Below are 19,228 nucleotides of genomic sequence, written 5' to 3'. Positions count from 1 at the left end.
GTATTGAGACAGGCTTTACGTAGAGGATGGTGTCTTCGATGTCTAATTCGCTTCTCAGTAGCGAAACCAGTGAACTGGATTTACTGGATGAACGTCCGTTCAGTCAGACGGACCATGAAATACTCAAATCATACGAAGCTATCGTTGATGGCTTGGCGATGCTTATTGGCAGCCACTGTGAAATTGTCCTGCATTCACTGGAAGACCTGAAAAGCTCTGCGGTAAGAATTGCGAATGGTGAACACACAGGCCGGCAGATTGGTTCTCCTATAACAGACCTTGCGCTGCGGATGCTGCATGATATGGCCGGTGCCGACAGCAGTGTTTCAAGAGCTTATTTCACGCGCGCCAAAAGTGGTGTGTTGATGAAATCTGTTACTATCGCAATCCGAAACCGCGACCAGCGTGTTATCGGGCTGCTATGTATCAACATGAATCTGGATGTGCCTTTCTCGCAAATTATTCAGACGTTTATGCCGCCGGAAACACAAGAAGTTCCTTCCTCAGTCAACTTTGCTTCATCGGTTGATGACTTGGTGGCACAGACACTGGAGTTCACCATCGAGGAAGTGAATGCCGATCGCAATGTTTCAAACAATGCGAAAAACCGTCAGGTTGTGCTAAATCTTTACGAAAAAGGTATTTTTGATATCAAAGATGCCATCAACCAGGTTGCTGAACGGCTAAATATCTCTAAGCACACGGTTTATCTCTACATTCGCCAGTTCAAAAGCGGTGATCTTGTGGGGCATGATCGCTAATGTCTGGTTTGAAATACGGCCTGATGGTCACGGGGCCAGCCTATGGCACCCAGCAGGCCAGCAGTGCCTATCAGTTTGCACAAGCGCTGATAAACTCAGGTCACCATTTGGTTAGTGTTTTTTTCTATCGCGAAGGCGTTTTGAATGCTAACCAATTAACCACCCCTGCCAATGATGAATTTGACTTGGTTCGCGCATGGCAACAATTAGCGAACGAGCATGCTGTCATATTGAATGTGTGTGTGGCGGCGGCATTGCGCCGTGGTATTACTGACCAACATGAAGCCGAGCAACTCAATTTGGCGGCGGCAAATCTGCAACCCGGTTTTACCTTGAGTGGGTTGGGTGCGTTGGCAGAAGCAGCATTAACCTGTGACCGTATGGTGCAATTTTAATGGCAATGAAATGTGTCGCTTTTGTTTTCACCCAAGGCCCGCATGGTAATGCAGCTGGGCGCGAGGGGCTGGATGCTTTGCTGGCAACATCTGCACTGAGTGAAAACCTGGGCGTATTCTTCCTTTCCGATGGTGTATTGCAATTACTTCCACAGCAGCAGCCAGAAAAAATTCTCGCCAGAAACTATATCGCTACTTTCGGTGTCTTACCGTTGTACGATGTCGAGAATTTTTATATTTGTGAAGACTCATTACAGCAGCGCGGATTGAGTGAAGTGACGGATTGGATACTTGATGTCGAGGTATTATCTCCGGTAAATTTGCGCCGCCAATTGGCAAATTATGATGTTGTGCTGACTTTTTAATGAGGTTTGGGTAGCCATAATGCTGTTTACCGTCAGTCATTCCCCTTATCACTGCGATTTATCTGCATTGCTGAGATTGGTCACATCTGAAGATGCGATTCTATTTCTGCAAGATGGCGTGATGGCAGTTTTGAAAAACAGTGAAAGTCTTAACTTATTGTTAAATAACCAGGCTTCGCTATTTGTGTTGGAAGATGATGTGATTGCGCGCGGTTTATGTGGTCAAATTTCAGACAGCGCGATGCTAATCGGCTATACTCACTTCGTGGATTTGACCCTAAAACATCAGCAACAACTGGCATGGTAATGCAGTCAATGCTGTATATTTCTTGACACCTTAGATAGTCAGCCATAAAATTCTGCGTCCTCGTTCTCTGCCAGTAGTGCAAACGAGGGGGATTTATCACGTGTTTACGAAGCAAAAAACCAGGAGCTTTTTTAATAATGGCAACGATTAACCAGCTGGTTCGCAAGCCACGCAGCATGAAGGTTGCTAAAAGCAACGTTCCTGCGCTGGAAGCATGCCCGCAGAAACGTGGTGTATGTACCCGCGTATATACAACCACTCCGAAAAAACCTAACTCCGCACTGCGTAAAGTTTGCCGTGTGCGTTTAACTAACGGTTTTGAAGTCACCTCGTACATCGGCGGTGAAGGTCATAACCTTCAGGAACACTCCGTGATCCTGATCCGTGGCGGTCGTGTTAAAGACTTGCCAGGTGTGCGTTACCACACCGTTCGCGGCGCGCTTGACTGCTCAGGTGTTAAAGACCGTAAGCAATCACGTTCTAAGTACGGCGTGAAGAAGCCAAAGGCTTAATGGTTCTCCGTTAAGTAAGGCCAAACATTTTCACATTAATGTCAAAATAAACTCTTAGAGTTTTGGACAACCCTGAATTAACAACGGAGTATTTCCATGCCACGTCGTCGTGTAATTGGCCAGCGTAAAATTTTACCGGATCCTAAGTTCGGATCTGAATTGCTGGCTAAATTTGTAAATATCCTGATGGTAGATGGTAAAAAATCTACTGCAGAAGCAATCGTCTATACCGCGCTGGAGACCCTGGCTCAGCGTTCTGGTAAAGATTTTCTGGAAGCTTTCGAAGTAGCTCTGGACAATGTGCGCCCGACTGTCGAAGTTAAGTCTCGCCGCGTTGGTGGTTCTACTTATCAGGTACCAGTTGAAGTTCGTCCGGTTCGTCGTAATGCCTTGGCAATGCGTTGGATCGTTGATGCTGCTCGTAAACGCGGTGATAAATCCATGGCTTTGCGCTTGGCGAATGAACTGTCTGACGCAGCAGAGAACAAAGGTTCTGCTGTTAAGAAACGTGAAGACGTTCACCGTATGGCCGAAGCTAACAAGGCGTTCGCGCACTACCGCTGGTAATCACCACGCAGTAGTTATGCTAACCATGCGGGCGCTTTAGATAGTTAGCCCGCATGAGTTAACCGAATGAACGTCCTAGGAATAGAGGAATCAAATGGCTCGTAAAACACCCATTGAGCGCTATCGTAATATCGGTATCAGCGCTCACATCGACGCCGGTAAGACAACCACTACCGAACGTATCCTGTTTTACACCGGTGTAAACCATAAGATCGGTGAAGTTCATAACGGCGCAGCCACCATGGACTGGATGGAACAAGAGCAGGAACGTGGTATTACCATTACTTCTGCGGCTACTACCTGCTTCTGGTCTGGTATGGCTAAACAGTATGAACCACATCACATCAATATCATTGACACCCCTGGGCACGTTGACTTCACCATTGAAGTTGAACGTTCTATGCGTGTTCTTGACGGTGCGGTAATGGTTTATTGTGCAGTTGGTGGTGTTCAGCCACAGTCTGAAACCGTATGGCGTCAGGCGAACAAATATAAAGTTCCACGCATTGCGTTCGTTAATAAAATGGACCGCATGGGTGCTAACTTCCTGAAAGTTGTTGGTCAGATTAAATCTCGTCTGGGCGCGAATCCAGTTCCATTGCAACTGGCAATCGGCGCGGAAGAGAAATTCACTGGTGTTATCGATCTAGTGAAAATGAAAGCGATCAACTGGAATGAAGCCGATCTGGGTGTGACCTTCGAATACGAAGAGATCCCTGCTGATATGGCTGAGCTGGCTGCTGAATGGCACCAGAATCTGGTTGAATCGGCTGCAGAAGCGTCTGAAGAGTTGATGGACAAGTATTTGGGCGGCGAAGAGCTGACCGAAGAAGAAATCAAGAAAGCTCTGCGTCAACGTGTTCTGCGCAACGAAATTATCCTGGTTACCTGTGGTTCTGCGTTTAAAAACAAAGGCGTACAGGCAATGCTGGATGCAGTTATCGACTATCTGCCAGCACCAACTGACGTTGAAGCAATCAACGGTATTCTGGACGATGGTAAAGATACCCCAGCTGTTCGTCATTCTGACGACAAAGAGCCGTTCTCTGCACTGGCGTTCAAAATTGCTACCGACCCGTTTGTCGGTAACTTGACATTCTTCCGTGTGTACTCTGGCATTGTTAACTCCGGTGACACTGTGCTGAACTCAGTACGTTCGCGTGAAGAGCGTTTGGGTCGTATCGTACAGATGCACGCCAACAAACGTGAAGAGATCAAAGAAGTTCGCGCAGGCGACATCGCAGCAGCGATCGGCCTGAAAGACGTGACGACGGGTGACACTTTATGTGATCCAAAGCATGTGATCATTCTGGAACGTATGGAGTTCCCTGAGCCAGTGATCTCTGTTGCCGTTGAACCAAAAACCAAAGCCGACCAAGAAAAAATGGGTATGGCTCTGGGGCGTCTGGCAAAAGAAGATCCATCATTCCGTGTGTGGACTGACGAAGAATCAGGTCAGACTATCATCGCTGGTATGGGTGAGTTGCACTTGGATATCCTGGTTGACCGTATGCGCCGCGAATTTAGCGTGGAAGCAAACATCGGTAAACCTCAGGTTGCTTACCGTGAAACTATCCGCGATACCGTCAAGGACGTGGAAGGTAAGCACGCTAAGCAGTCAGGCGGTCGTGGTCAGTACGGTCATGTTGTTATCGATATGTCTCCGTTACCACCGGGTGGCGCTGGGTATGAATTCGTCAACGAAATCGTTGGTGGTTCTATTCCTAAAGAGTTCATCCCTGCTGTTGATAAAGGTATCCAGGAACAACTGAAGTCCGGTCCTCTGGCTGGTTATCCGGTTGTGGACGTTAAAGTGCGTCTGCACTACGGTTCTTACCATGATGTTGACTCCTCAGAATTGGCGTTTAAATTAGCCGGTTCTATCGCCTTTAAAGAAGGTTTCAAACGAGCTAAACCAGTTCTGCTTGAGCCAATAATGAAGGTTGAAATCGAAACCCCTGAAGATTATGCGGGTGACGTAATGGGTGACCTGAGTCGTCGTCGTGGCATGATCGAAGGTATGGAAGATACGTTAACTGGTAAGACTATTCGTGCCCAGGTTCCGTTGTCTGAAATGTTCGGTTATGCTACTGACCTGCGCTCTCAGACCCAGGGCCGTGCTTCATACTCTATGGAGTTCCTGAAGTATGCTGAAGCGCCGAGTAACGTCGCTCAAGCCGTTATCGAAGCCCGTGGCAAATAAGCTTTCGGGTTTAAAACAATGATCCAGTGCTCTCTCATAAGTGGTAGAGCACCAGAGTAAGGAATATAGTCGTGTCTAAAGAAAAATTTGAACGTACCAAACCCCATGTAAACGTCGGTACTATCGGCCACGTTGACCATGGTAAAACTACCCTGACTGCAGCAATCACCACCGTTCTGGCTAAAACCTACGGCGGTAGCGCTCGTGCTTTCGATCAGATCGATAACGCACCAGAAGAAAAAGCACGTGGTATCACCATCAACACTTCTCATGTTGAATATGACACCCCGTCACGTCACTATGCGCACGTTGACTGCCCAGGGCACGCCGACTACGTTAAAAACATGATCACCGGTGCTGCTCAGATGGACGGCGCTATCTTGGTTGTTGCTGCAACTGATGGCCCAATGCCACAGACTCGTGAGCACATCCTGTTGGGTCGTCAGGTTGGCGTTCCTTACATGATCGTATTCATGAACAAATGCGACATGGTTGACGATGAAGAGCTGCTGGAACTGGTAGAAATGGAAGTTCGTGAACTTCTTTCTGCTTACGATTTCCCAGGCGATGACATCCCAGTAGTTAAAGGTTCAGCTCTGAAAGCGCTGGAAGGCGTTAAAGAGTGGGAAGATAAAATCATCGAACTGGCTGGCTACCTGGATACTTACATCCCAGAACCAGAACGTGCGGTTGATAAGCCATTCCTGCTGCCAATCGAAGACGTATTCTCTATCTCTGGCCGTGGTACTGTTGTAACGGGTCGTGTAGAGCGCGGTATCGTTAAAGTTGGTGAAGAAGTAGAAATCGTTGGTATCAAAGATACTGTTAAATCTACTTGTACTGGCGTTGAAATGTTCCGCAAATTGCTGGACGAAGGCCGTGCTGGTGAGAACGTTGGTGTTCTGCTGCGTGGTATCAAACGTGAAGATATCGAACGTGGTCAAGTTCTTGCTAAACCAGGTTCTATCAAGCCACACACTACCTTTGAATCAGAAGTTTATATTCTGAGCAAAGATGAAGGCGGCCGTCATACTCCGTTCTTCAAAGGCTACCGTCCTCAGTTCTACTTCCGTACAACTGACGTAACCGGTACCATCGAACTGCCAGAAGGCGTTGAAATGGTGATGCCAGGTGACAACATCAACATGGTTGTTACTCTGATTCACCCAATCGCAATGGACGACGGTCTGCGTTTCGCAATCCGTGAAGGCGGCCGTACTGTAGGCGCTGGTGTTGTTGCTAAAGTTATCGCTTAATTGTTTTATTGATTAATTATTTTATTGATCAAGTAGAGGGCGCTTCGGCGCCCTTTTTTATTGCCCATAGAAAATAATCTTAATTGAAATAACTCGCATTCTTATTTACACTGTAGTTACTGGTTAAGAAGTGAGTCATTTTATGTATGTTTGCCTGTGTAATGCGGTATCTGACAAAGTTATCCGTAACGCTGTCCGTCAGCACCACCCACATACCATTCAACAACTGCGTCAATTAGTACCGATTGGTACCGACTGTGGAAAATGCATTCGACAGGCGAGGGAAATATTGATCGAGGAACGCGCGAACATTCCAGAAATGAATGATGTTGCCTAATAGTTAGCCGGGAGAAGTTTTACCCCATACTTTGCCATCTGGTACTACACTTTTAGTACTGGAAGCGGAGGGTTTATCTATGAAAGGCGATAAAAAAATAATTGCACATCTCAACAAACTGCTCGGAAACGAGTTAGTTGCTATCAATCAATACTTTCTCCACGCCCGAATGTTTAAAAACTGGGGACTGATGCGCCTTAATGATAAGGAGTATCACGAATCCATTGACGAAATGAAGCATGCGGATAAATACATTGAGCGCATCTTATTCCTCGAAGGTATTCCTAACTTACAGGATTTGGGTAAGTTGAACATTGGTGAAGATGTTGAGGAAATACTTAAATCCGATTTAGCCCTTGAGTTGGCAGGAGCAAAGGATCTGCGTGAAGGCATCGCTTACGCTGATTCTATTCATGATTATGTTAGTCGCGATTTATTGAAAGAAATTCTTGCTGACGAAGAAGGCCATATTGACTGGCTCGAAACAGAACTTAGCCTTATCGAACGTCTGGGAATACAGAACTACTCACAGGCTCAATTGGCAAAAGATTAACTCCTTCACCTGGCGTGCAGTCGCTCGCTTACCCGCCACAATATATTGAGTTAAAAGAGTGGGAGCCGTATCGGCCTCACTCTTTCTTATCTGCAAACCTCCAAACATAGCCATATTTCCTCCTAATTAAATTATCTGGTAAGTTTTCGCATAGATTTTCAACACTGGCTTGCTTCCTGCTGGTATTTACGTATAATGCGCGGGCCTACCTAATCTTGATAGGTCAGATTGAAACTAATCTGTCGGTTATAGCCTAGTGCTAGAACCGAACAATACTCCCGGATATGGGGGTTATATGTTGAACGATTACACTCCCCCATCAATCGAAATGGGTGCGAGGAGTAATCATTTACGTTTATAAATAATTGGAGCTCTGGTCTCATGCAGAACCAAAGAATCCGTATCCGCCTGAAAGCGTTTGATCATCGTTTGATCGATCAATCAACTGCGGAAATCGTCGAGACTGCCAAGCGCACTGGTGCGCAGGTTCGTGGTCCGATCCCGCTGCCAACTCGCAAAGAGCGCTTTACCGTTCTGATCTCTCCGCACGTCAATAAAGATGCGCGCGATCAGTACGAGATTCGCACTCACAAGCGTCTGGTTGACATCGTTGAGCCAACCGAGAAAACCGTTGATGCTCTGATGCGTCTGGATCTGGCTGCCGGTGTAGACGTGCAGATCAGCCTGGGTTAATCAGGTCATTGAGCGATTGAGAGGTTGAAACAATGATTGGTTTAGTCGGTAAGAAAGTGGGCATGACTCGTATCTTCACAGAAGATGGCGTTTCAATCCCAGTAACTGTTATCGAAATTGAAGCGAACCGCGTAACTCAGGTCAAAAGCCTGGAGAACGACGGATACCGTGCTGTGCAAGTAACTACCGGTGCTAAAAAAGCTAACCGCGTTACTAAACCAGAAGCGGGTCATTTCGCTAAAGCTGGCGTAGAAGCTGGCCGTGGTCTGTGGGAATTCCGCCTTCCAGAAGGTCAAGAGTTCACTGCTGGCCAAGAAATTAGCGTCGAGATTTTCGCAGACGTTAAGAAAGTTGACGTTACAGGTACGTCTAAAGGTAAAGGTTTTGCCGGTACTGTTAAGCGCTGGAACTTCCGTACCCAAGATGCTACCCATGGTAACTCCTTGTCTCACCGTGTTCCGGGTTCTATCGGTCAAAACCAGACTCCGGGCAAAGTGTTTAAAGGCAAGAAAATGGCAGGCCACCTGGGTGACGAGCGTGTAACCGTTCAAAGCCTGGACGTAGTACGTGTTGACGCTGAGCGCAACCTGCTGCTGGTTAAGGGTGCTGTACCGGGCGCAACCGGTGGCAACCTGATCGTTAAACCAGCTGTGAAGGCGTAAGGGGATAGCAATGGAATTAATAGTGAAAGACGCGCAAAGCGCGCTGACTGTTTCCGAAACTACCTTCGGTCGTGATTTCAACGAAGCGCTGGTACATCAGGTTGTTGTTGCTTATGCAGCAGGTGCCCGTCAAGGTACTCGTGCTCAGAAGACCCGCGCCGAAGTAACAGGTTCCGGTAAAAAACCGTGGCGCCAGAAAGGTACCGGCCGTGCGCGTGCAGGTTCTGTAAAGAGCCCAATCTGGCGTTCAGGTGGTGTGACCTTTGCTGCGAAGCCTCAGGACCACAGTCAGAAAGTAAATAAAAAGATGTACCGCGGCGCGCTGAAAAGCATTCTGTCCGAATTGGTACGTCAAGATCGTCTGATCATTGTCGAAAAGTTCTCTGTTGAAGCACCTAAAACTAAGTTGCTGGCACAGAAACTGAAAGATATGGCTCTGGAAGATGTACTGATCATCACTGGTGAACTGGACGAGAACTTGTTCTTGGCAGCTCGCAACCTGTATAAGGTTGATGTCCGTGATGTTGCTGGTATTGACCCAGTTAGCTTGATCGCCTTCGACAAAGTGGTTATGACTGCTGATGCTGTGAAGCAAGTTGAGGAGATGCTGGCATGATTCGTGAAGAACGTCTGCTGAAAGTACTGCGCGCGCCGCATGTATCTGAAAAAGCGTCCGCTGCGATGGAAAAGAATAACACCATCGTTCTCAAAGTTGCCAAAGACGCGACCAAAGCAGAAATTAAAGCTGCAGTGCAGAAACTGTTTGAAGTCGAAGTCGAAGACGTTAACACCTTGCTGGTTAAAGGCAAGAGTAAGCGTCACGGTCAGCGTGTTGGTCGTCGTAGCGACTGGAAAAAAGCTTACGTCACCCTGAAAGAAGGCCAGAATCTGGACTTCATCGGCGGCGCAGAGTAAGTCGGAGGAGTAAACAATGGCAATTGTTAAATGTAAACCTACGTCTCCGGGTCGTCGCCACGTTGTTAAAGTGGTTAACCCTGAGCTGCACAAGGGTAAGCCTTATGCCCCGTTGCTTGAGAAATTAAGCAAAAGCGGTGGCCGTAACAACAATGGCCGTATCACTACCCGTCATATCGGTGGTGGCCACAAGCAACATTATCGTCTGGTTGACTTCAAACGCAACAAAGATGGTATCCCTGCTGTGGTAGAGCGTCTGGAGTACGATCCGAACCGTTCCGCGAATATCGCGCTGGTTCTGTACAAAGACGGCGAACGCCGTTACATCCTGGCGCCGAAAGGCCTGAAAGCTGGTGACCAGATTCAATCTGGCGTAGATGCTGCAATTAAAGCAGGTAACACCCTGCCTATGCGTAACATCCCAGTTGGTTCAACGGTTCATAACGTAGAAATGAAACCAGGTAAAGGCGGCCAATTGGCTCGTTCTGCTGGTGCATACGTTCAGATCGTTGCTCGTGACGGTTCCTACGTTACTCTGCGTCTGCGCTCCGGCGAAATGCGCAAAGTTCTAGCTGATTGCCGCGCCACCTTAGGTGAAGTCGGTAACGCTGAACACATGCTGCGTGTCCTGGGTAAAGCAGGTGCTAGTCGTTGGCGTGGTATTCGTCCTACCGTTCGCGGTACGGCGATGAACCCGGTAGATCACCCACACGGTGGTGGTGAAGGTCGTAACTTTGGTAAGCACCCGGTAACCCCGTGGGGCGTTCAAACCAAAGGTAAGAAGACCCGTAGCAACAAGCGTACTGATAAGTTCATCGTACGTCGCCGTAGTAAAAAATAATTAGAGGATAAGCCATGCCACGTTCTCTCAAGAAAGGTCCCTTCATTGACCTGCACTTGCTGAAGAAGGTAGAGAAAGCGGTGGAAAGCGGAGACAAGAAGCCAATTCGGACTTGGTCCCGTCGTTCAACGGTCTTTCCAAATATGATCGGTTTGACCATCGCTGTCCATAATGGTCGTCAGCACGTTCCCGTTTTTGTTTCCGATGAAATGGTCGGTCACAAACTGGGCGAATTCGCGCCGACCCGTACTTATCGCGGCCATGCGGCCGATAAAAAGGCTAAAAAGCGCTAAGGTAGGAGGAAGAGATGGAAACTATCGCTAAACATCGCCACGCTCGTTCTTCTGCTCAGAAGGTTCGCTTGGTAGCGGACCTGATTCGCGGTAAGAAAGTGTCGCAAGCTCTGGAAACTCTGGCCTATACCAACAAGAAAGCTGCTGGTTTGGTTAAGAAGGTACTAGAGTCTGCCATTGCTAACGCAGAACACAACGATGGCGCTGACATCGATGATCTGAAAGTCACGAAGATTTTCGTAGACGAAGGCCCTAGCATGAAGCGCATTATGCCGCGTGCAAAAGGTCGTGCAGATCGCATCCTGAAGCGCACCAGCCACATTACTGTGGTTGTGTCCGATCGCTGAGACTCTGGAGACTAGCAATGGGTCAGAAAGTACATCCTAATGGTATTCGACTAGGTATTGTCAAAGCTTGGAACTCTACCTGGTACGCAAATACCAAAGAATTCGCTGACAACCTGGACAGCGACTTTAAAGTTCGCCAATTCCTGACTAAGGAATTAGCGAAAGCTTCCGTTTCTCGCATCGTTATCGAGCGTCCAGCGAAGAGCATCCGTGTGACTATTCACACCGCTCGCCCTGGCATCGTTATCGGCAAGAAAGGTGAAGATGTCGAAAAACTGCGTAAGGTCGTAGCGGATATCGCTGGCGTTCCTGCACAGATTAACATCGCCGAAGTCCGTAAACCGGAACTGGACGCAAAATTGGTTGCTGATAGCATCACTTCACAGCTGGAACGTCGTGTTATGTTCCGTCGTGCTATGAAGCGTGCTGTACAGAACGCAATGCGTCTTGGCGCTAAAGGTATCAAAGTTGAAGTAAGCGGCCGTCTTGGCGGTGCTGAAATCGCGCGTACCGAATGGTACCGTGAAGGTCGTGTTCCGTTGCATACACTGCGTGCGGATATCGATTACAACACATCTGAAGCGCACACCACTTATGGTGTAATCGGCGTTAAGGTATGGATCTTCAAAGGTGAGATCTTGGGTGGTATGGCTGCTGTTGAACAACCGGAACCGGCTGCTCAACCTAAAAAGCAGCAGCGTAAAGGCCGCAAGTAAGGAGAATCGCTGATGTTACAACCAAAGCGTACAAAATTCCGTAAGATGCACAAAGGCCGTAACCGTGGCCTTGCGCAAGGTACGGATGTTAGCTTCGGTGAGTTCGGCCTGAAAGCTTGTGGCCGTTGCCGCCTGACGGCTCGTCAAATCGAAGCAGCCCGTCGTGCGATGACACGTGCAATTAAGCGTCAAGGTAAGGTCTGGATCCGTGTATTCCCGGACAAACCGATCACCGAGAAGCCGCTCGAAGTGCGTATGGGTAAAGGTAAGGGTAACGTAGAGTATTGGGTTGCCCTGATCCAGCCAGGAAAAGTTTTATTTGAAATGGCTGGTGTGCCGGAAGAAACTGCTCGCGAAGCATTTAAGCTCGCTGCAGCGAAACTGCCTGTAGGAACCACCTTTGTAACTAAGACGGTGATGTAATGAAAGCACAAGAGCTGCGTGAAAAAAGCGTTGAAGAGCTGAACACTGAGCTGCTCAACCTGCTGCGTGAGCAATTTAATTTGCGCATGCAGGCGGCTAGTGGCCAGCTGCAACAAACTCACCTGTCGAAACAAGTGCGCCGTAATATCGCACGTGTTAAGACTTTACTGACTGAAAAGGCGGGTGCGTAATGACTGACCAAATCCGTACTCTGCAAGGTCGCGTAGTTAGTGACAAAATGGAGAAATCCATGGTTGTTGCTATCGAACGTGTGGTGAAGCACCCAATTTATGGGAAATTCATCCGTCGTACGACGAAATTGCATGTACATGACGAGAACAATGAATGTGGAATCGGTGACGTGGTAGAAATCCGCGAATGCCGTCCATTGTCAAAGACTAAGTCTTGGACACTTGTTCGCGTTGTAGAGAAAGCGATTCTGTAATAGAGTAGCCAACTCGAACATAATAAACGGCTCAGAAAGTGGGCCGTTTATTTTTTCTACCCATAATTTGGAAGCGGTGTTATAATGCTGCGCCCTCATTCATGGGGCTTTTAAACGACCTATTCTGGGTCCTAAAGTAGTAGTTGACATTAGCGGAGCACTAACATGATCCAAGAACAGACTATGCTGAACGTGGCCGACAACTCCGGTGCACGTCGCGTAATGTGTATCAAGGTTCTAGGTGGCTCGCACCGTCGCTACGCAGGCATCGGCGACATCATCAAGATCACCATCAAGGAAGCAATTCCTCGTGGCAAGGTGAAGAAAGGCGATGTTCTGAAGGCGGTAGTGGTGCGCACCAAGAAGGGTGTACGTCGCCCGGACGGTTCTGTCATTCGCTTCGATGGCAACGCTTGTGTTATTTTAAATAATAACAGCGAGCAGCCAATCGGCACGCGTATTTTTGGGCCGGTAACTCGTGAACTGCGTAATGAGAAGTTCATGAAAATTATCTCTCTGGCACCAGAAGTACTCTAAGGAGCGAACCATGGCAGCGAAAATCCGTCGTGATGACGAAGTTATCGTGCTAACCGGGAAAGACAAAGGTAAGCGCGGTAAAGTAAAGAATGTCCTGTCTGCTAGTAAGGTCATTGTTGAAGGTATCAACCTGGTTAAAAAACATCAGAAGCCGGTTCCGGCCCTGAATCAACCAGGTGGCATTGTTGAAAAAGAAGCTGCAATTCAAGTTTCCAACATTGCGCTGTTCAACGCGGCAACTGGTAAGGCTGACCGTGTAGGCTTTAGATTTGAAGACGGGAAAAAAGTCCGTTTCTTTAAATCTAATAGCGAAACTATCAAGTAATTTGGAGTAATACGATGGCGAAACTGCATGATTACTACAAAGACGAGGTAGTCAAACAACTGATGTCTCAGTTTGACTACAACTCTGTCATGCAAGTCCCTCGGGTCGAGAAGATCACCCTGAACATGGGTGTTGGTGAAGCGATCGCTGACAAGAAACTGCTGGATAATGCAGCAGCTGACTTGGCAGCAATCTCCGGCCAAAAGCCGTTTATCACCAAAGCACGCAAATCTGTTGCAGGCTTCAAAATCCGTCAGGGCTATCCGATCGGCTGTAAAGTAACCCTGCGTGGCGAACGCATGTGGGAATTCCTTGAGCGTCTGATTACCATTGCTGTACCTCGTATCCGTGACTTCCGTGGCTTGTCCGCTAAGTCATTCGATGGTCGTGGTAACTACAGCATGGGTGTGCGCGAGCAGATCATCTTCCCGGAAATCGACTACGATAAAGTCGATCGTGTGCGTGGTTTGGATATTACCATTACCACTACTGCGAAATCCGATGATGAAGGCCGTGCATTATTGGCTGCTTTTAAATTCCCATTCCGCAAGTAAGGTAGGGTTACTGATGGCTAAGCAATCAATGAAAGCACGCGAAGTCGTTCGCGTGAAACTAGCTAACAAATACCGCGCTCAACGCGAGGAATTAAAAGCTATTATCTCTGGTGTGAACTCATCCGACGAAGATCGTTGGAATGCTGTTCTGAAGCTGCAGTCTCTGCCGCGTGATTCCAGCCCGTCCCGTCAGCGTAATCGCTGCAACCAAACTGGTCGTCCGCATGGTTTCTTGCGGAAGTTCGGGTTGAGCCGTATTAAAGTCCGTGAAACCGCAATGCGCGGTGAAATCCCGGGCCTTAAAAAGGCTAGCTGGTAATTGTCACCAATTGAATCACGGGAGTAAAGACAGATGAGCATGCAAGATCCGATCGCGGATATGCTGACCCGTATCCGTAACGGTCAATCCGCAAACAAAGTCGCGGTCACCATGCCTTCCTCCAAGCTGAAAGTGGCAATTGCCAACGTTCTGAAGGAAGAAGGTTTTATTGAAGATTTTAAAGTCGAAGGCGACGCCAAGCCTGTTCTGGAATTAGCTCTTAAGTATTTCCAGGGTAAGGCAGTGGTAGAAAGCATTCAACGTATCAGCCGTCCAGGTCTGCGCATCTATAAGAAAAAAGATGAGCTGCCAAAAGTTATGGCCGGTTTGGGTATCGCTGTTATTTCTACCTCTAAAGGTGTTATGACCGATCGTGCAGCTCGCCAAGCTGGTCTTGGTGGCGAGATTATCTGCTACGTAGCTTAATTCGGGAGGAAAGAATGTCTCGTGTTGCAAAAGCACCCGTCGTCATTCCTGCCGGCGTAGAGGTAAAACTCAACGGTCAGGTTATTTCGATTAAGGGTAAGAACGGCGAGCTGACTCGTACCGTCCATAGTGCTGTTGAAGTTAAGCAAGAAGAAAATACACTGACTTTCGCTCCACGCGAAGGCGCTGTAGACGGTTGGGCCCAAGCGGGTACCACTCGTGCACTGCTTAATGCAATGGTCATTGGTGTTACCGAAGGCTTCACTAAGAAGCTTCAATTGGTAGGTGTAGGTTACCGTGCCGCAGTTAAAGGCAACGTGGTGAATTTAGCTTTAGGCTTCTCTCATCCAGTTGACCATGAATTGCCGGCTGGCATCACTGCTGAATGTCCGACCCAAACTGAAATCGTGCTGAAAGGCGCTGATAAGCAGGTGATTGGTCAGGTTGCAGCAGATTTACGTGCCTACCGTCGTCCTGAGCCTTATAAAGGCAAGGGTGTCCGTTACGCCGACGAAGTCGTGCGTACCAAAGAGGCTAAGAAGAAGTAAGGTAACACTATGGATAAGAAAGCAGCTCGTATCCGTCGTGCGACCCGCGCACGCCGCAAGCTCAAAGAACTGGGTGCGACTCGCCTGGTGGTACATCGTACCCCACGCCATATTTACGCGCAGGTTATCGCACCAAACGGTTCTGAAATTTTGGTAGCAGCTTCTACTGTAGAAAAAGCTATCAATGAGCAATTGAAGTACGCCGGCAACAAAGATGCCGCCGCAGCTGTAGGTAAAGCTGTTGCAGAGCGCGCATTGGAAAAAGGGATCACGAAAGTATCCTTTGACCGTTCCGGTTTCCAATATCATGGTCGAGTCCAGGCACTGGCAGATGCTGCCCGTGAAGCTGGCCTTCAGTTCTAAGGTAGAGGTGTAAGATGTCTCACATCGAAAAACAAGCTGGCGAACTGCAGGAAAAGCTGATCGCGGTAAACCGCGTATCTAAAACCGTAAAAGGTGGCCGTATTTTCAGCTTTACCGCACTGACAGTAGTTGGTGATGGTAACGGTCGCGTTGGTTTTGGCTACGGCAAAGCACGCGAAGTTCCGGCAGCGATCCAGAAAGCGATGGAAAAAGCCCGTCGCGCTATGATTAATGTTGCTTTGGATAACGGTACTCTGCAGCACCCTGTTAAAGGTGCTCACACAGGTTCCCGTGTATTCATGCAACCAGCTTCTGAAGGTACCGGTATCATCGCCGGTGGTGCAATGCGCGCCGTCTTAGAAGTTGCAGGGGTTCATAACGTTTTAGCTAAAGCATATGGTTCTACTAACCCGATTAACGTGGTTCGTGCAACTATCGCTGCTTTAGAAGATATGAAATCCCCAGAAATGGTCGCTGCTAAGCGTGGTAAGTCCGTCGAAGAAATTCTAGGGAAATAACCATGGCAAAGACTATTAAAGTAACTCAAACAAAAAGCAGTATCGGTCGTTTGCCGAAACACAAGGCAACTCTGATCGGTTTAGGTCTGCGTCGTATTGGTCATACTGTAGAGCGTGAGGATACTCCTGCTGTACGTGGTATGGTCAACTTGGTTTCCTACATGGTTAAAGTTGAGGAGTAACAGATGCGTTTAAATACTCTGTCTCCGGCTGAAGGTGCCAAGCATGCGCCGAAGCGTGTAGGTCGTGGTATCGGTTCTGGCCTGGGTAAAACTGCTGGTCGTGGTCACAAAGGTCAGAACTCACGTTCTGGTGGTGGCGTACGTCGTGGTTTTGAAGGTGGTCAGATGCCTTTATATCGTCGTTTGCCGAAATTCGGCTTCACCTCTCGCAAAGCTATGATCACGGCAGAAGTTCGTCTGTCTGAACTGGCTTTAGTGGAAGGCGACGTAATCGACCTGAACACGCTGAAAGCCGCTAACGTTGTTGGTACCCAGATTGAGTTCGCGAAAGTTATGCTTTCAGGCGAAATCACTCGTGCGGTAACTCTTCGTGGTCTGCGTGTCACCAAAGGCGCTCGTGCTGCTATCGAAGCTGCTGGCGGTAAAATTGAGGAATAAGTAGCAGATGGCTAAGCAACCAGGATTAGATTTTCAAAGTGCTAAAGGCGGATTAGGCGAACTGAAGCGCAGACTTTTGTTTGTTATCGGTGCGCTTATTGTTTTCCGTATCGGCTCTTTCATTCCGATTCCTGGTATCGATGCCACTGTGCTTGCTAAATTGCTCGAGCAGCAGAGAGGGACCATCATTGAAATGTTTAACATGTTCTCTGGTGGTGCTCTCAGTCGTGCTTCTATCTTTGCCTTGGGTATCATGCCGTATATTTCGGCGTCGATTATTATCCAACTGCTGACGGTGGTTCATCCAGCGTTAGCAGAGATAAAGAAAGAAGGGGAGGCTGGCCGTCGTAAGATTAGTCAGTACACCCGCTATGGCACGTTGGTATTGGCTATATTCCAATCGATCGGTATTGCTACCGGTCTACCGAATATGCCTGGGATGCAAGGTCTGGTAATCAATCCAGGCTTTGCCTTCTATTTTACCGCTGTTGTTAGCTTGGTTACAGGGACTATGTTCCTAATGTGGCTGGGCGAACAGATTACTGAGCGTGGTATCGGTAACGGTATTTCAATCATAATCTTTGCTGGTATTGTTGCCGGTCTTCCACCTGCAATAGCCCATACCATCGAGCAAGCTCGGCAAGGCGACCTGCACTTCCTCCTGTTGCTGTTGGTTGCAGTATTAGTGTTTGCAGTAACCTTCTTCGTTGTTTTCATTGAACGTGGTCAGCGTCGTATCGTCGTTAACTATGCTAAACGTCAACAAGGTCGTCGTGTTTATGCAGCACAGAGCACACACTTACCGTTGAAAGTAAATATGGCTGGGGTTATCCCTGCAATCTTTGCTTCCAGCATAATTCTGTTCCCTGCCACGATTGCATCATGGTTTGGGGGCGGGACAGGTTGGAACTGGCTGACGACTATTTCGATGTATTTGCAGCCGGGACAGCCGCTTTATGTGTTACTCTATGCGTCTGCAATCATCTTCTTCTGTTTCTTCTACACGGCGTTGGTGTTTAACCCGCGTGAAACAGCAGATAACCTGAAGAAGTCCGGTGCATTCGTGCCAGGAATTCGTCCGGGAGAGCAAACGGCGAAGTACATCGATAAAGTAATGACGCGTCTAACCTTAATTGGTGCGATGTATATTACTTTCATCTGCCTGATCCCGGAGTTCATGCGTGACGCGATGAAAGTACCATTTTACTTTGGTGGTACCTCCCTACTTATCGTAGTGGTGGTCATCATGGACTTTATGGCTCAAGTGCAAACTCTGATGATGTCTAGTCAGTACGAGTCTGCATTGAAGAAAGCAAACCTGAAAGGCTATAACCGCTAATTCAGAGATGCTTGAGAAGTTACGGAGAGTAAAAATGAAAGTTCGTGCTTCCGTCAAGAAATTATGTCGTAACTGCAAAATTGTTAAGCGTAACGGTGTCGTTCGCGTAATCTGCAGTGCCGAACCAAAGCATAAACAGCGTCAAGGCTGATTTATCTTGCATATTTTTCTTGCAAAGTTGGGTTGAGCTGGCTAGATTAGCCAGCCAATCTTTTGTATGTGACTGCAATGCTATTTGAGTATCCTGAAAACGGGCTTTTCAGAATGGTATTGCTGTATAAAATAGTAGGAGTGCATAGTGGCCCGTATAGCAGGCATTAACATTCCTGATCAGAAACATACCGTTATCGCGTTAACTGCGATCTACGGCATCGGTAAGACCCGTTCACAGGCTATCTGTGTTGCTGCGGGTATTGCTGAAAATGTTAAGATCAGTGAGCTGTCTGAAGAGCAAATCGAGAAGCTGCGTGACGAAGTTGCCAAGTACGTTGTAGAAGGTGATCTGCGTCGTGAGGTGACCCTGAGCATCAAGCGTCTGATGGACCTTGGGACTTATCGTGGTTTGCGTCATCGTCGTGGTCTACCAGTTCGCGGTCAGCGTACTAAGACCAACGCACGTACCCGTAAGGGTCCGCGTAAACCGATCAAGAAATAATCGGGGTGATTGAATAATGGCAAAGGCACCTATTCGTGCACGCAAGCGTGTAAGAAAGACAGTCTCTGACGGTGTGGCTCATATCCATGCTTCTTTCAACAACACCATCGTTACTATTACAGATCGTCAAGGTAACGCATTGGGTTGGGCAACAGCAGGTGGTTCCGGTTTCCGTGGATCTCGTAAGTCTACTCCGTTTGCAGCGCAAGTTGCAGCAGAGCGCTGCGCTGACGCAGTGAAAGAATACGGTATCAAGAATCTGGAAGTTATGGTTAAAGGACCTGGTCCGGGCCGTGAGTCTACTATCCGTGCGTTAAACGCGGCTGGTTTCCGCATCACTAATATTACTGATGTGACTCCGATCCCTCATAACGGTTGTCGTCCGCCGAAAAAGCGCCGCGTATAACGCTGCTTTTAGGTTTGTTGGAGAGAG

The 19,228-nt window shown here is 48.1% G+C and carries 35 protein-coding genes; all 35 read left to right on the top strand.

Annotated elements, in window-relative coordinates; all coding sequences use genetic code 11:
• The first annotated feature begins 38 nt into the window (after window positions 1-38).
• Window positions 39-761 carry a helix-turn-helix transcriptional regulator gene (locus tag FGL26_RS14390; RefSeq protein WP_005174644.1) on the top strand — a complete coding sequence of 241 codons (723 nt, stop codon included), beginning with the start codon at window positions 39-41 and terminating at the stop codon, window positions 759-761.
• Window positions 761-1,156, top strand: a complete 396-nt coding sequence (tusD, locus tag FGL26_RS14385; protein WP_011817322.1) for a sulfurtransferase complex subunit TusD — start codon at window positions 761-763, stop codon at window positions 1,154-1,156. The genes FGL26_RS14390 and tusD overlap by 1 nt, the downstream gene beginning before the upstream one ends.
• On the top strand, window positions 1,156-1,521 hold the full coding sequence (tusC, locus tag FGL26_RS14380) for a sulfurtransferase complex subunit TusC (protein ID WP_011817321.1): 366 nt from the start codon (window positions 1,156-1,158) through the stop codon (window positions 1,519-1,521). Before tusD ends, tusC begins: the two co-directional genes overlap by 1 nt.
• A gap of 19 nt (window positions 1,522-1,540) precedes the next feature.
• Entirely contained in the window at window positions 1,541-1,828 is a 288-nt protein-coding gene (gene tusB, locus FGL26_RS14375) for a sulfurtransferase complex subunit TusB (RefSeq protein WP_005174639.1), read from the top strand.
• Between the two features lie 137 nt (window positions 1,829-1,965).
• A complete protein-coding gene (rpsL, locus tag FGL26_RS14370) occupies window positions 1,966-2,340 on the top strand; it encodes a 30S ribosomal protein S12 (protein ID WP_002212323.1) in 375 nt (124 codons plus the stop codon).
• Window positions 2,341-2,436: 96 nt separating this feature from the next.
• Window positions 2,437-2,907, top strand: coding sequence for a 30S ribosomal protein S7 (rpsG, locus tag FGL26_RS14365; RefSeq protein ID WP_002212324.1), 471 nt, complete (start codon window positions 2,437-2,439; stop codon window positions 2,905-2,907).
• A gap of 94 nt (window positions 2,908-3,001) precedes the next feature.
• Window positions 3,002-5,110 (top strand): elongation factor G, encoded by a 2,109-nt coding sequence (fusA, locus tag FGL26_RS14360; protein WP_005174638.1) that lies wholly within the window; start codon window positions 3,002-3,004, stop codon window positions 5,108-5,110.
• Window positions 5,111-5,181: 71 nt separating this feature from the next.
• On the top strand, window positions 5,182-6,366 hold the full coding sequence (gene tuf, locus FGL26_RS14355) for an elongation factor Tu (protein ID WP_004391430.1): 1,185 nt from the start codon (window positions 5,182-5,184) through the stop codon (window positions 6,364-6,366).
• A 142-nt stretch (window positions 6,367-6,508) separates the two neighbouring features.
• The gene (gene bfd, locus FGL26_RS14350) at window positions 6,509-6,703 is read left to right on the top strand and encodes a bacterioferritin-associated ferredoxin (protein WP_011817319.1); all 195 of its coding nucleotides are present in this window, start codon (window positions 6,509-6,511) and stop codon (window positions 6,701-6,703) included.
• Window positions 6,704-6,782: 79 nt separating this feature from the next.
• Complete coding sequence (gene bfr / locus FGL26_RS14345; RefSeq protein ID WP_005174628.1) at window positions 6,783-7,256, top strand: bacterioferritin; 474 nt, start codon at window positions 6,783-6,785, stop codon at window positions 7,254-7,256.
• Window positions 7,257-7,637: 381 nt separating this feature from the next.
• Complete coding sequence (gene rpsJ / locus FGL26_RS14340) at window positions 7,638-7,949, top strand: 30S ribosomal protein S10 (protein WP_001181005.1); 312 nt, start codon at window positions 7,638-7,640, stop codon at window positions 7,947-7,949.
• Window positions 7,950-7,981: 32 nt separating this feature from the next.
• A complete protein-coding gene (rplC, locus tag FGL26_RS14335; protein ID WP_004709250.1) occupies window positions 7,982-8,611 on the top strand; it encodes a 50S ribosomal protein L3 in 630 nt (209 codons plus the stop codon).
• A 10-nt stretch (window positions 8,612-8,621) separates the two neighbouring features.
• Window positions 8,622-9,227, top strand: coding sequence for a 50S ribosomal protein L4 (gene rplD / locus FGL26_RS14330; RefSeq protein ID WP_005174626.1), 606 nt, complete (start codon window positions 8,622-8,624; stop codon window positions 9,225-9,227).
• Window positions 9,224-9,526: a 50S ribosomal protein L23 gene (gene rplW / locus FGL26_RS14325; protein WP_005159841.1), complete on the top strand. Its 303-nt coding sequence runs from the start codon at window positions 9,224-9,226 to the stop codon at window positions 9,524-9,526. The genes rplD and rplW overlap by 4 nt, the downstream gene beginning before the upstream one ends.
• A 16-nt stretch (window positions 9,527-9,542) precedes the next feature.
• A complete protein-coding gene (gene rplB, locus FGL26_RS14320; RefSeq protein ID WP_004709246.1) occupies window positions 9,543-10,367 on the top strand; it encodes a 50S ribosomal protein L2 in 825 nt (274 codons plus the stop codon).
• Window positions 10,368-10,381: 14 nt separating this feature from the next.
• Window positions 10,382-10,660 carry a 30S ribosomal protein S19 gene (gene rpsS, locus FGL26_RS14315; protein WP_002213430.1) on the top strand — a complete coding sequence of 93 codons (279 nt, stop codon included), beginning with the start codon at window positions 10,382-10,384 and terminating at the stop codon, window positions 10,658-10,660.
• 14 nt (window positions 10,661-10,674) lie between these two features.
• Window positions 10,675-11,007, top strand: a complete 333-nt coding sequence (gene rplV / locus FGL26_RS14310) for a 50S ribosomal protein L22 (RefSeq protein WP_004391423.1) — start codon at window positions 10,675-10,677, stop codon at window positions 11,005-11,007.
• 17 nt (window positions 11,008-11,024) lie between these two features.
• Window positions 11,025-11,723 carry a 30S ribosomal protein S3 gene (rpsC, locus tag FGL26_RS14305; RefSeq protein ID WP_002221644.1) on the top strand — a complete coding sequence of 233 codons (699 nt, stop codon included), beginning with the start codon at window positions 11,025-11,027 and terminating at the stop codon, window positions 11,721-11,723.
• A 12-nt stretch (window positions 11,724-11,735) separates the two neighbouring features.
• Entirely contained in the window at window positions 11,736-12,146 is a 411-nt protein-coding gene (gene rplP / locus FGL26_RS14300) for a 50S ribosomal protein L16 (protein ID WP_002218940.1), read from the top strand.
• Window positions 12,146-12,337, top strand: coding sequence for a 50S ribosomal protein L29 (rpmC, locus tag FGL26_RS14295; RefSeq protein WP_005159843.1), 192 nt, complete (start codon window positions 12,146-12,148; stop codon window positions 12,335-12,337). The genes rplP and rpmC overlap by 1 nt, the downstream gene beginning before the upstream one ends.
• The gene (rpsQ, locus tag FGL26_RS14290) at window positions 12,337-12,591 is read left to right on the top strand and encodes a 30S ribosomal protein S17 (RefSeq protein ID WP_002228135.1); all 255 of its coding nucleotides are present in this window, start codon (window positions 12,337-12,339) and stop codon (window positions 12,589-12,591) included. The genes rpmC and rpsQ overlap by 1 nt, the downstream gene beginning before the upstream one ends.
• Window positions 12,592-12,756: 165 nt before the next feature.
• Window positions 12,757-13,128, top strand: a complete 372-nt coding sequence (gene rplN / locus FGL26_RS14285) for a 50S ribosomal protein L14 (RefSeq protein ID WP_002213325.1) — start codon at window positions 12,757-12,759, stop codon at window positions 13,126-13,128.
• Window positions 13,129-13,138: 10 nt separating this feature from the next.
• A complete protein-coding gene (gene rplX / locus FGL26_RS14280) occupies window positions 13,139-13,453 on the top strand; it encodes a 50S ribosomal protein L24 (RefSeq protein ID WP_004391420.1) in 315 nt (104 codons plus the stop codon).
• A 14-nt stretch (window positions 13,454-13,467) separates the two neighbouring features.
• Window positions 13,468-14,007 carry a 50S ribosomal protein L5 gene (rplE, locus tag FGL26_RS14275; RefSeq protein ID WP_005159856.1) on the top strand — a complete coding sequence of 180 codons (540 nt, stop codon included), beginning with the start codon at window positions 13,468-13,470 and terminating at the stop codon, window positions 14,005-14,007.
• Between the two features lie 13 nt (window positions 14,008-14,020).
• The gene (gene rpsN / locus FGL26_RS14270; RefSeq protein ID WP_004391418.1) at window positions 14,021-14,326 is read left to right on the top strand and encodes a 30S ribosomal protein S14; all 306 of its coding nucleotides are present in this window, start codon (window positions 14,021-14,023) and stop codon (window positions 14,324-14,326) included.
• A 33-nt stretch (window positions 14,327-14,359) separates the two neighbouring features.
• Window positions 14,360-14,752 (top strand): 30S ribosomal protein S8, encoded by a 393-nt coding sequence (gene rpsH, locus FGL26_RS14265; protein WP_005174622.1) that lies wholly within the window; start codon window positions 14,360-14,362, stop codon window positions 14,750-14,752.
• Window positions 14,753-14,766: 14 nt separating this feature from the next.
• Entirely contained in the window at window positions 14,767-15,300 is a 534-nt protein-coding gene (gene rplF / locus FGL26_RS14260; RefSeq protein ID WP_005159860.1) for a 50S ribosomal protein L6, read from the top strand.
• A gap of 9 nt (window positions 15,301-15,309) precedes the next feature.
• Window positions 15,310-15,663 (top strand): 50S ribosomal protein L18, encoded by a 354-nt coding sequence (rplR, locus tag FGL26_RS14255; RefSeq protein ID WP_004391413.1) that lies wholly within the window; start codon window positions 15,310-15,312, stop codon window positions 15,661-15,663.
• A 14-nt stretch (window positions 15,664-15,677) separates the two neighbouring features.
• Complete coding sequence (gene rpsE, locus FGL26_RS14250; RefSeq protein WP_004391412.1) at window positions 15,678-16,181, top strand: 30S ribosomal protein S5; 504 nt, start codon at window positions 15,678-15,680, stop codon at window positions 16,179-16,181.
• 2 nt (window positions 16,182-16,183) lie between these two features.
• Complete coding sequence (rpmD, locus tag FGL26_RS14245; RefSeq protein WP_002213339.1) at window positions 16,184-16,363, top strand: 50S ribosomal protein L30; 180 nt, start codon at window positions 16,184-16,186, stop codon at window positions 16,361-16,363.
• A 3-nt stretch (window positions 16,364-16,366) separates the two neighbouring features.
• Window positions 16,367-16,801, top strand: coding sequence for a 50S ribosomal protein L15 (gene rplO / locus FGL26_RS14240; protein ID WP_004391411.1), 435 nt, complete (start codon window positions 16,367-16,369; stop codon window positions 16,799-16,801).
• Between the two features lie 7 nt (window positions 16,802-16,808).
• Window positions 16,809-18,140 carry a preprotein translocase subunit SecY gene (gene secY / locus FGL26_RS14235; protein WP_002213344.1) on the top strand — a complete coding sequence of 444 codons (1,332 nt, stop codon included), beginning with the start codon at window positions 16,809-16,811 and terminating at the stop codon, window positions 18,138-18,140.
• 34 nt (window positions 18,141-18,174) lie between these two features.
• Window positions 18,175-18,291, top strand: coding sequence for a 50S ribosomal protein L36 (gene rpmJ, locus FGL26_RS14230; RefSeq protein ID WP_002227352.1), 117 nt, complete (start codon window positions 18,175-18,177; stop codon window positions 18,289-18,291).
• Window positions 18,292-18,438: 147 nt separating this feature from the next.
• On the top strand, window positions 18,439-18,795 hold the full coding sequence (rpsM, locus tag FGL26_RS14225) for a 30S ribosomal protein S13 (protein ID WP_004702348.1): 357 nt from the start codon (window positions 18,439-18,441) through the stop codon (window positions 18,793-18,795).
• A 16-nt stretch (window positions 18,796-18,811) separates the two neighbouring features.
• Window positions 18,812-19,201: a 30S ribosomal protein S11 gene (rpsK, locus tag FGL26_RS14220; protein WP_004709234.1), complete on the top strand. Its 390-nt coding sequence runs from the start codon at window positions 18,812-18,814 to the stop codon at window positions 19,199-19,201.
• The last annotated feature ends 27 nt before the right edge of the window (window positions 19,202-19,228 follow it).

It is taken from the genome of Yersinia enterocolitica subsp. enterocolitica, assembly GCF_901472495.1.
GTDB classification, from domain to species: Bacteria; Pseudomonadota; Gammaproteobacteria; order Enterobacterales; family Enterobacteriaceae; genus Yersinia; species Yersinia enterocolitica.
Note: the sequence above shows the minus strand (reverse complement) of the source record. Positions and strands in the feature narration are given on the sequence as shown.

Excerpts from the sequence above, each read along its gene's own strand:
- FGL26_RS14390 (WP_005174644.1), top strand. The coding sequence starts at position 39 with ATGTCTAATTCGCTTCTCAGTAGCGAAACCAGTGAACTGGATTTACTG.
- tusD (WP_011817322.1), top strand. The coding sequence starts at position 761 with ATGTCTGGTTTGAAATACGGCCTGATGGTCACGGGGCCAGCCTATGGC.
- tusC (WP_011817321.1), top strand. The coding sequence starts at position 1,156 with ATGGCAATGAAATGTGTCGCTTTTGTTTTCACCCAAGGCCCGCATGGT.
- tusB (WP_005174639.1), top strand. The coding sequence starts at position 1,541 with ATGCTGTTTACCGTCAGTCATTCCCCTTATCACTGCGATTTATCTGCA.
- rpsL (WP_002212323.1), top strand. The coding sequence starts at position 1,966 with ATGGCAACGATTAACCAGCTGGTTCGCAAGCCACGCAGCATGAAGGTT.
- rpsG (WP_002212324.1), top strand. The coding sequence starts at position 2,437 with ATGCCACGTCGTCGTGTAATTGGCCAGCGTAAAATTTTACCGGATCCT.
- fusA (WP_005174638.1), top strand. The coding sequence starts at position 3,002 with ATGGCTCGTAAAACACCCATTGAGCGCTATCGTAATATCGGTATCAGC.
- bfd (WP_011817319.1), top strand. The coding sequence starts at position 6,509 with ATGTATGTTTGCCTGTGTAATGCGGTATCTGACAAAGTTATCCGTAAC.
- bfr (WP_005174628.1), top strand. The coding sequence starts at position 6,783 with ATGAAAGGCGATAAAAAAATAATTGCACATCTCAACAAACTGCTCGGA.
- rpsJ (WP_001181005.1), top strand. The coding sequence starts at position 7,638 with ATGCAGAACCAAAGAATCCGTATCCGCCTGAAAGCGTTTGATCATCGT.
- rplC (WP_004709250.1), top strand. The coding sequence starts at position 7,982 with ATGATTGGTTTAGTCGGTAAGAAAGTGGGCATGACTCGTATCTTCACA.
- rplD (WP_005174626.1), top strand. The coding sequence starts at position 8,622 with ATGGAATTAATAGTGAAAGACGCGCAAAGCGCGCTGACTGTTTCCGAA.
- rplW (WP_005159841.1), top strand. The coding sequence starts at position 9,224 with ATGATTCGTGAAGAACGTCTGCTGAAAGTACTGCGCGCGCCGCATGTA.
- rplB (WP_004709246.1), top strand. The coding sequence starts at position 9,543 with ATGGCAATTGTTAAATGTAAACCTACGTCTCCGGGTCGTCGCCACGTT.
- rpsS (WP_002213430.1), top strand. The coding sequence starts at position 10,382 with ATGCCACGTTCTCTCAAGAAAGGTCCCTTCATTGACCTGCACTTGCTG.
- rplV (WP_004391423.1), top strand. The coding sequence starts at position 10,675 with ATGGAAACTATCGCTAAACATCGCCACGCTCGTTCTTCTGCTCAGAAG.
- rpsC (WP_002221644.1), top strand. The coding sequence starts at position 11,025 with ATGGGTCAGAAAGTACATCCTAATGGTATTCGACTAGGTATTGTCAAA.
- rplP (WP_002218940.1), top strand. The coding sequence starts at position 11,736 with ATGTTACAACCAAAGCGTACAAAATTCCGTAAGATGCACAAAGGCCGT.
- rpmC (WP_005159843.1), top strand. The coding sequence starts at position 12,146 with ATGAAAGCACAAGAGCTGCGTGAAAAAAGCGTTGAAGAGCTGAACACT.
- rpsQ (WP_002228135.1), top strand. The coding sequence starts at position 12,337 with ATGACTGACCAAATCCGTACTCTGCAAGGTCGCGTAGTTAGTGACAAA.
- rplN (WP_002213325.1), top strand. The coding sequence starts at position 12,757 with ATGATCCAAGAACAGACTATGCTGAACGTGGCCGACAACTCCGGTGCA.
- rplX (WP_004391420.1), top strand. The coding sequence starts at position 13,139 with ATGGCAGCGAAAATCCGTCGTGATGACGAAGTTATCGTGCTAACCGGG.
- rplE (WP_005159856.1), top strand. The coding sequence starts at position 13,468 with ATGGCGAAACTGCATGATTACTACAAAGACGAGGTAGTCAAACAACTG.
- rpsN (WP_004391418.1), top strand. The coding sequence starts at position 14,021 with ATGGCTAAGCAATCAATGAAAGCACGCGAAGTCGTTCGCGTGAAACTA.
- rpsH (WP_005174622.1), top strand. The coding sequence starts at position 14,360 with ATGAGCATGCAAGATCCGATCGCGGATATGCTGACCCGTATCCGTAAC.
- rplF (WP_005159860.1), top strand. The coding sequence starts at position 14,767 with ATGTCTCGTGTTGCAAAAGCACCCGTCGTCATTCCTGCCGGCGTAGAG.
- rplR (WP_004391413.1), top strand. The coding sequence starts at position 15,310 with ATGGATAAGAAAGCAGCTCGTATCCGTCGTGCGACCCGCGCACGCCGC.
- rpsE (WP_004391412.1), top strand. The coding sequence starts at position 15,678 with ATGTCTCACATCGAAAAACAAGCTGGCGAACTGCAGGAAAAGCTGATC.
- rpmD (WP_002213339.1), top strand. The coding sequence starts at position 16,184 with ATGGCAAAGACTATTAAAGTAACTCAAACAAAAAGCAGTATCGGTCGT.
- rplO (WP_004391411.1), top strand. The coding sequence starts at position 16,367 with ATGCGTTTAAATACTCTGTCTCCGGCTGAAGGTGCCAAGCATGCGCCG.
- secY (WP_002213344.1), top strand. The coding sequence starts at position 16,809 with ATGGCTAAGCAACCAGGATTAGATTTTCAAAGTGCTAAAGGCGGATTA.
- rpmJ (WP_002227352.1), top strand. The coding sequence starts at position 18,175 with ATGAAAGTTCGTGCTTCCGTCAAGAAATTATGTCGTAACTGCAAAATT.
- rpsK (WP_004709234.1), top strand. The coding sequence starts at position 18,812 with ATGGCAAAGGCACCTATTCGTGCACGCAAGCGTGTAAGAAAGACAGTC.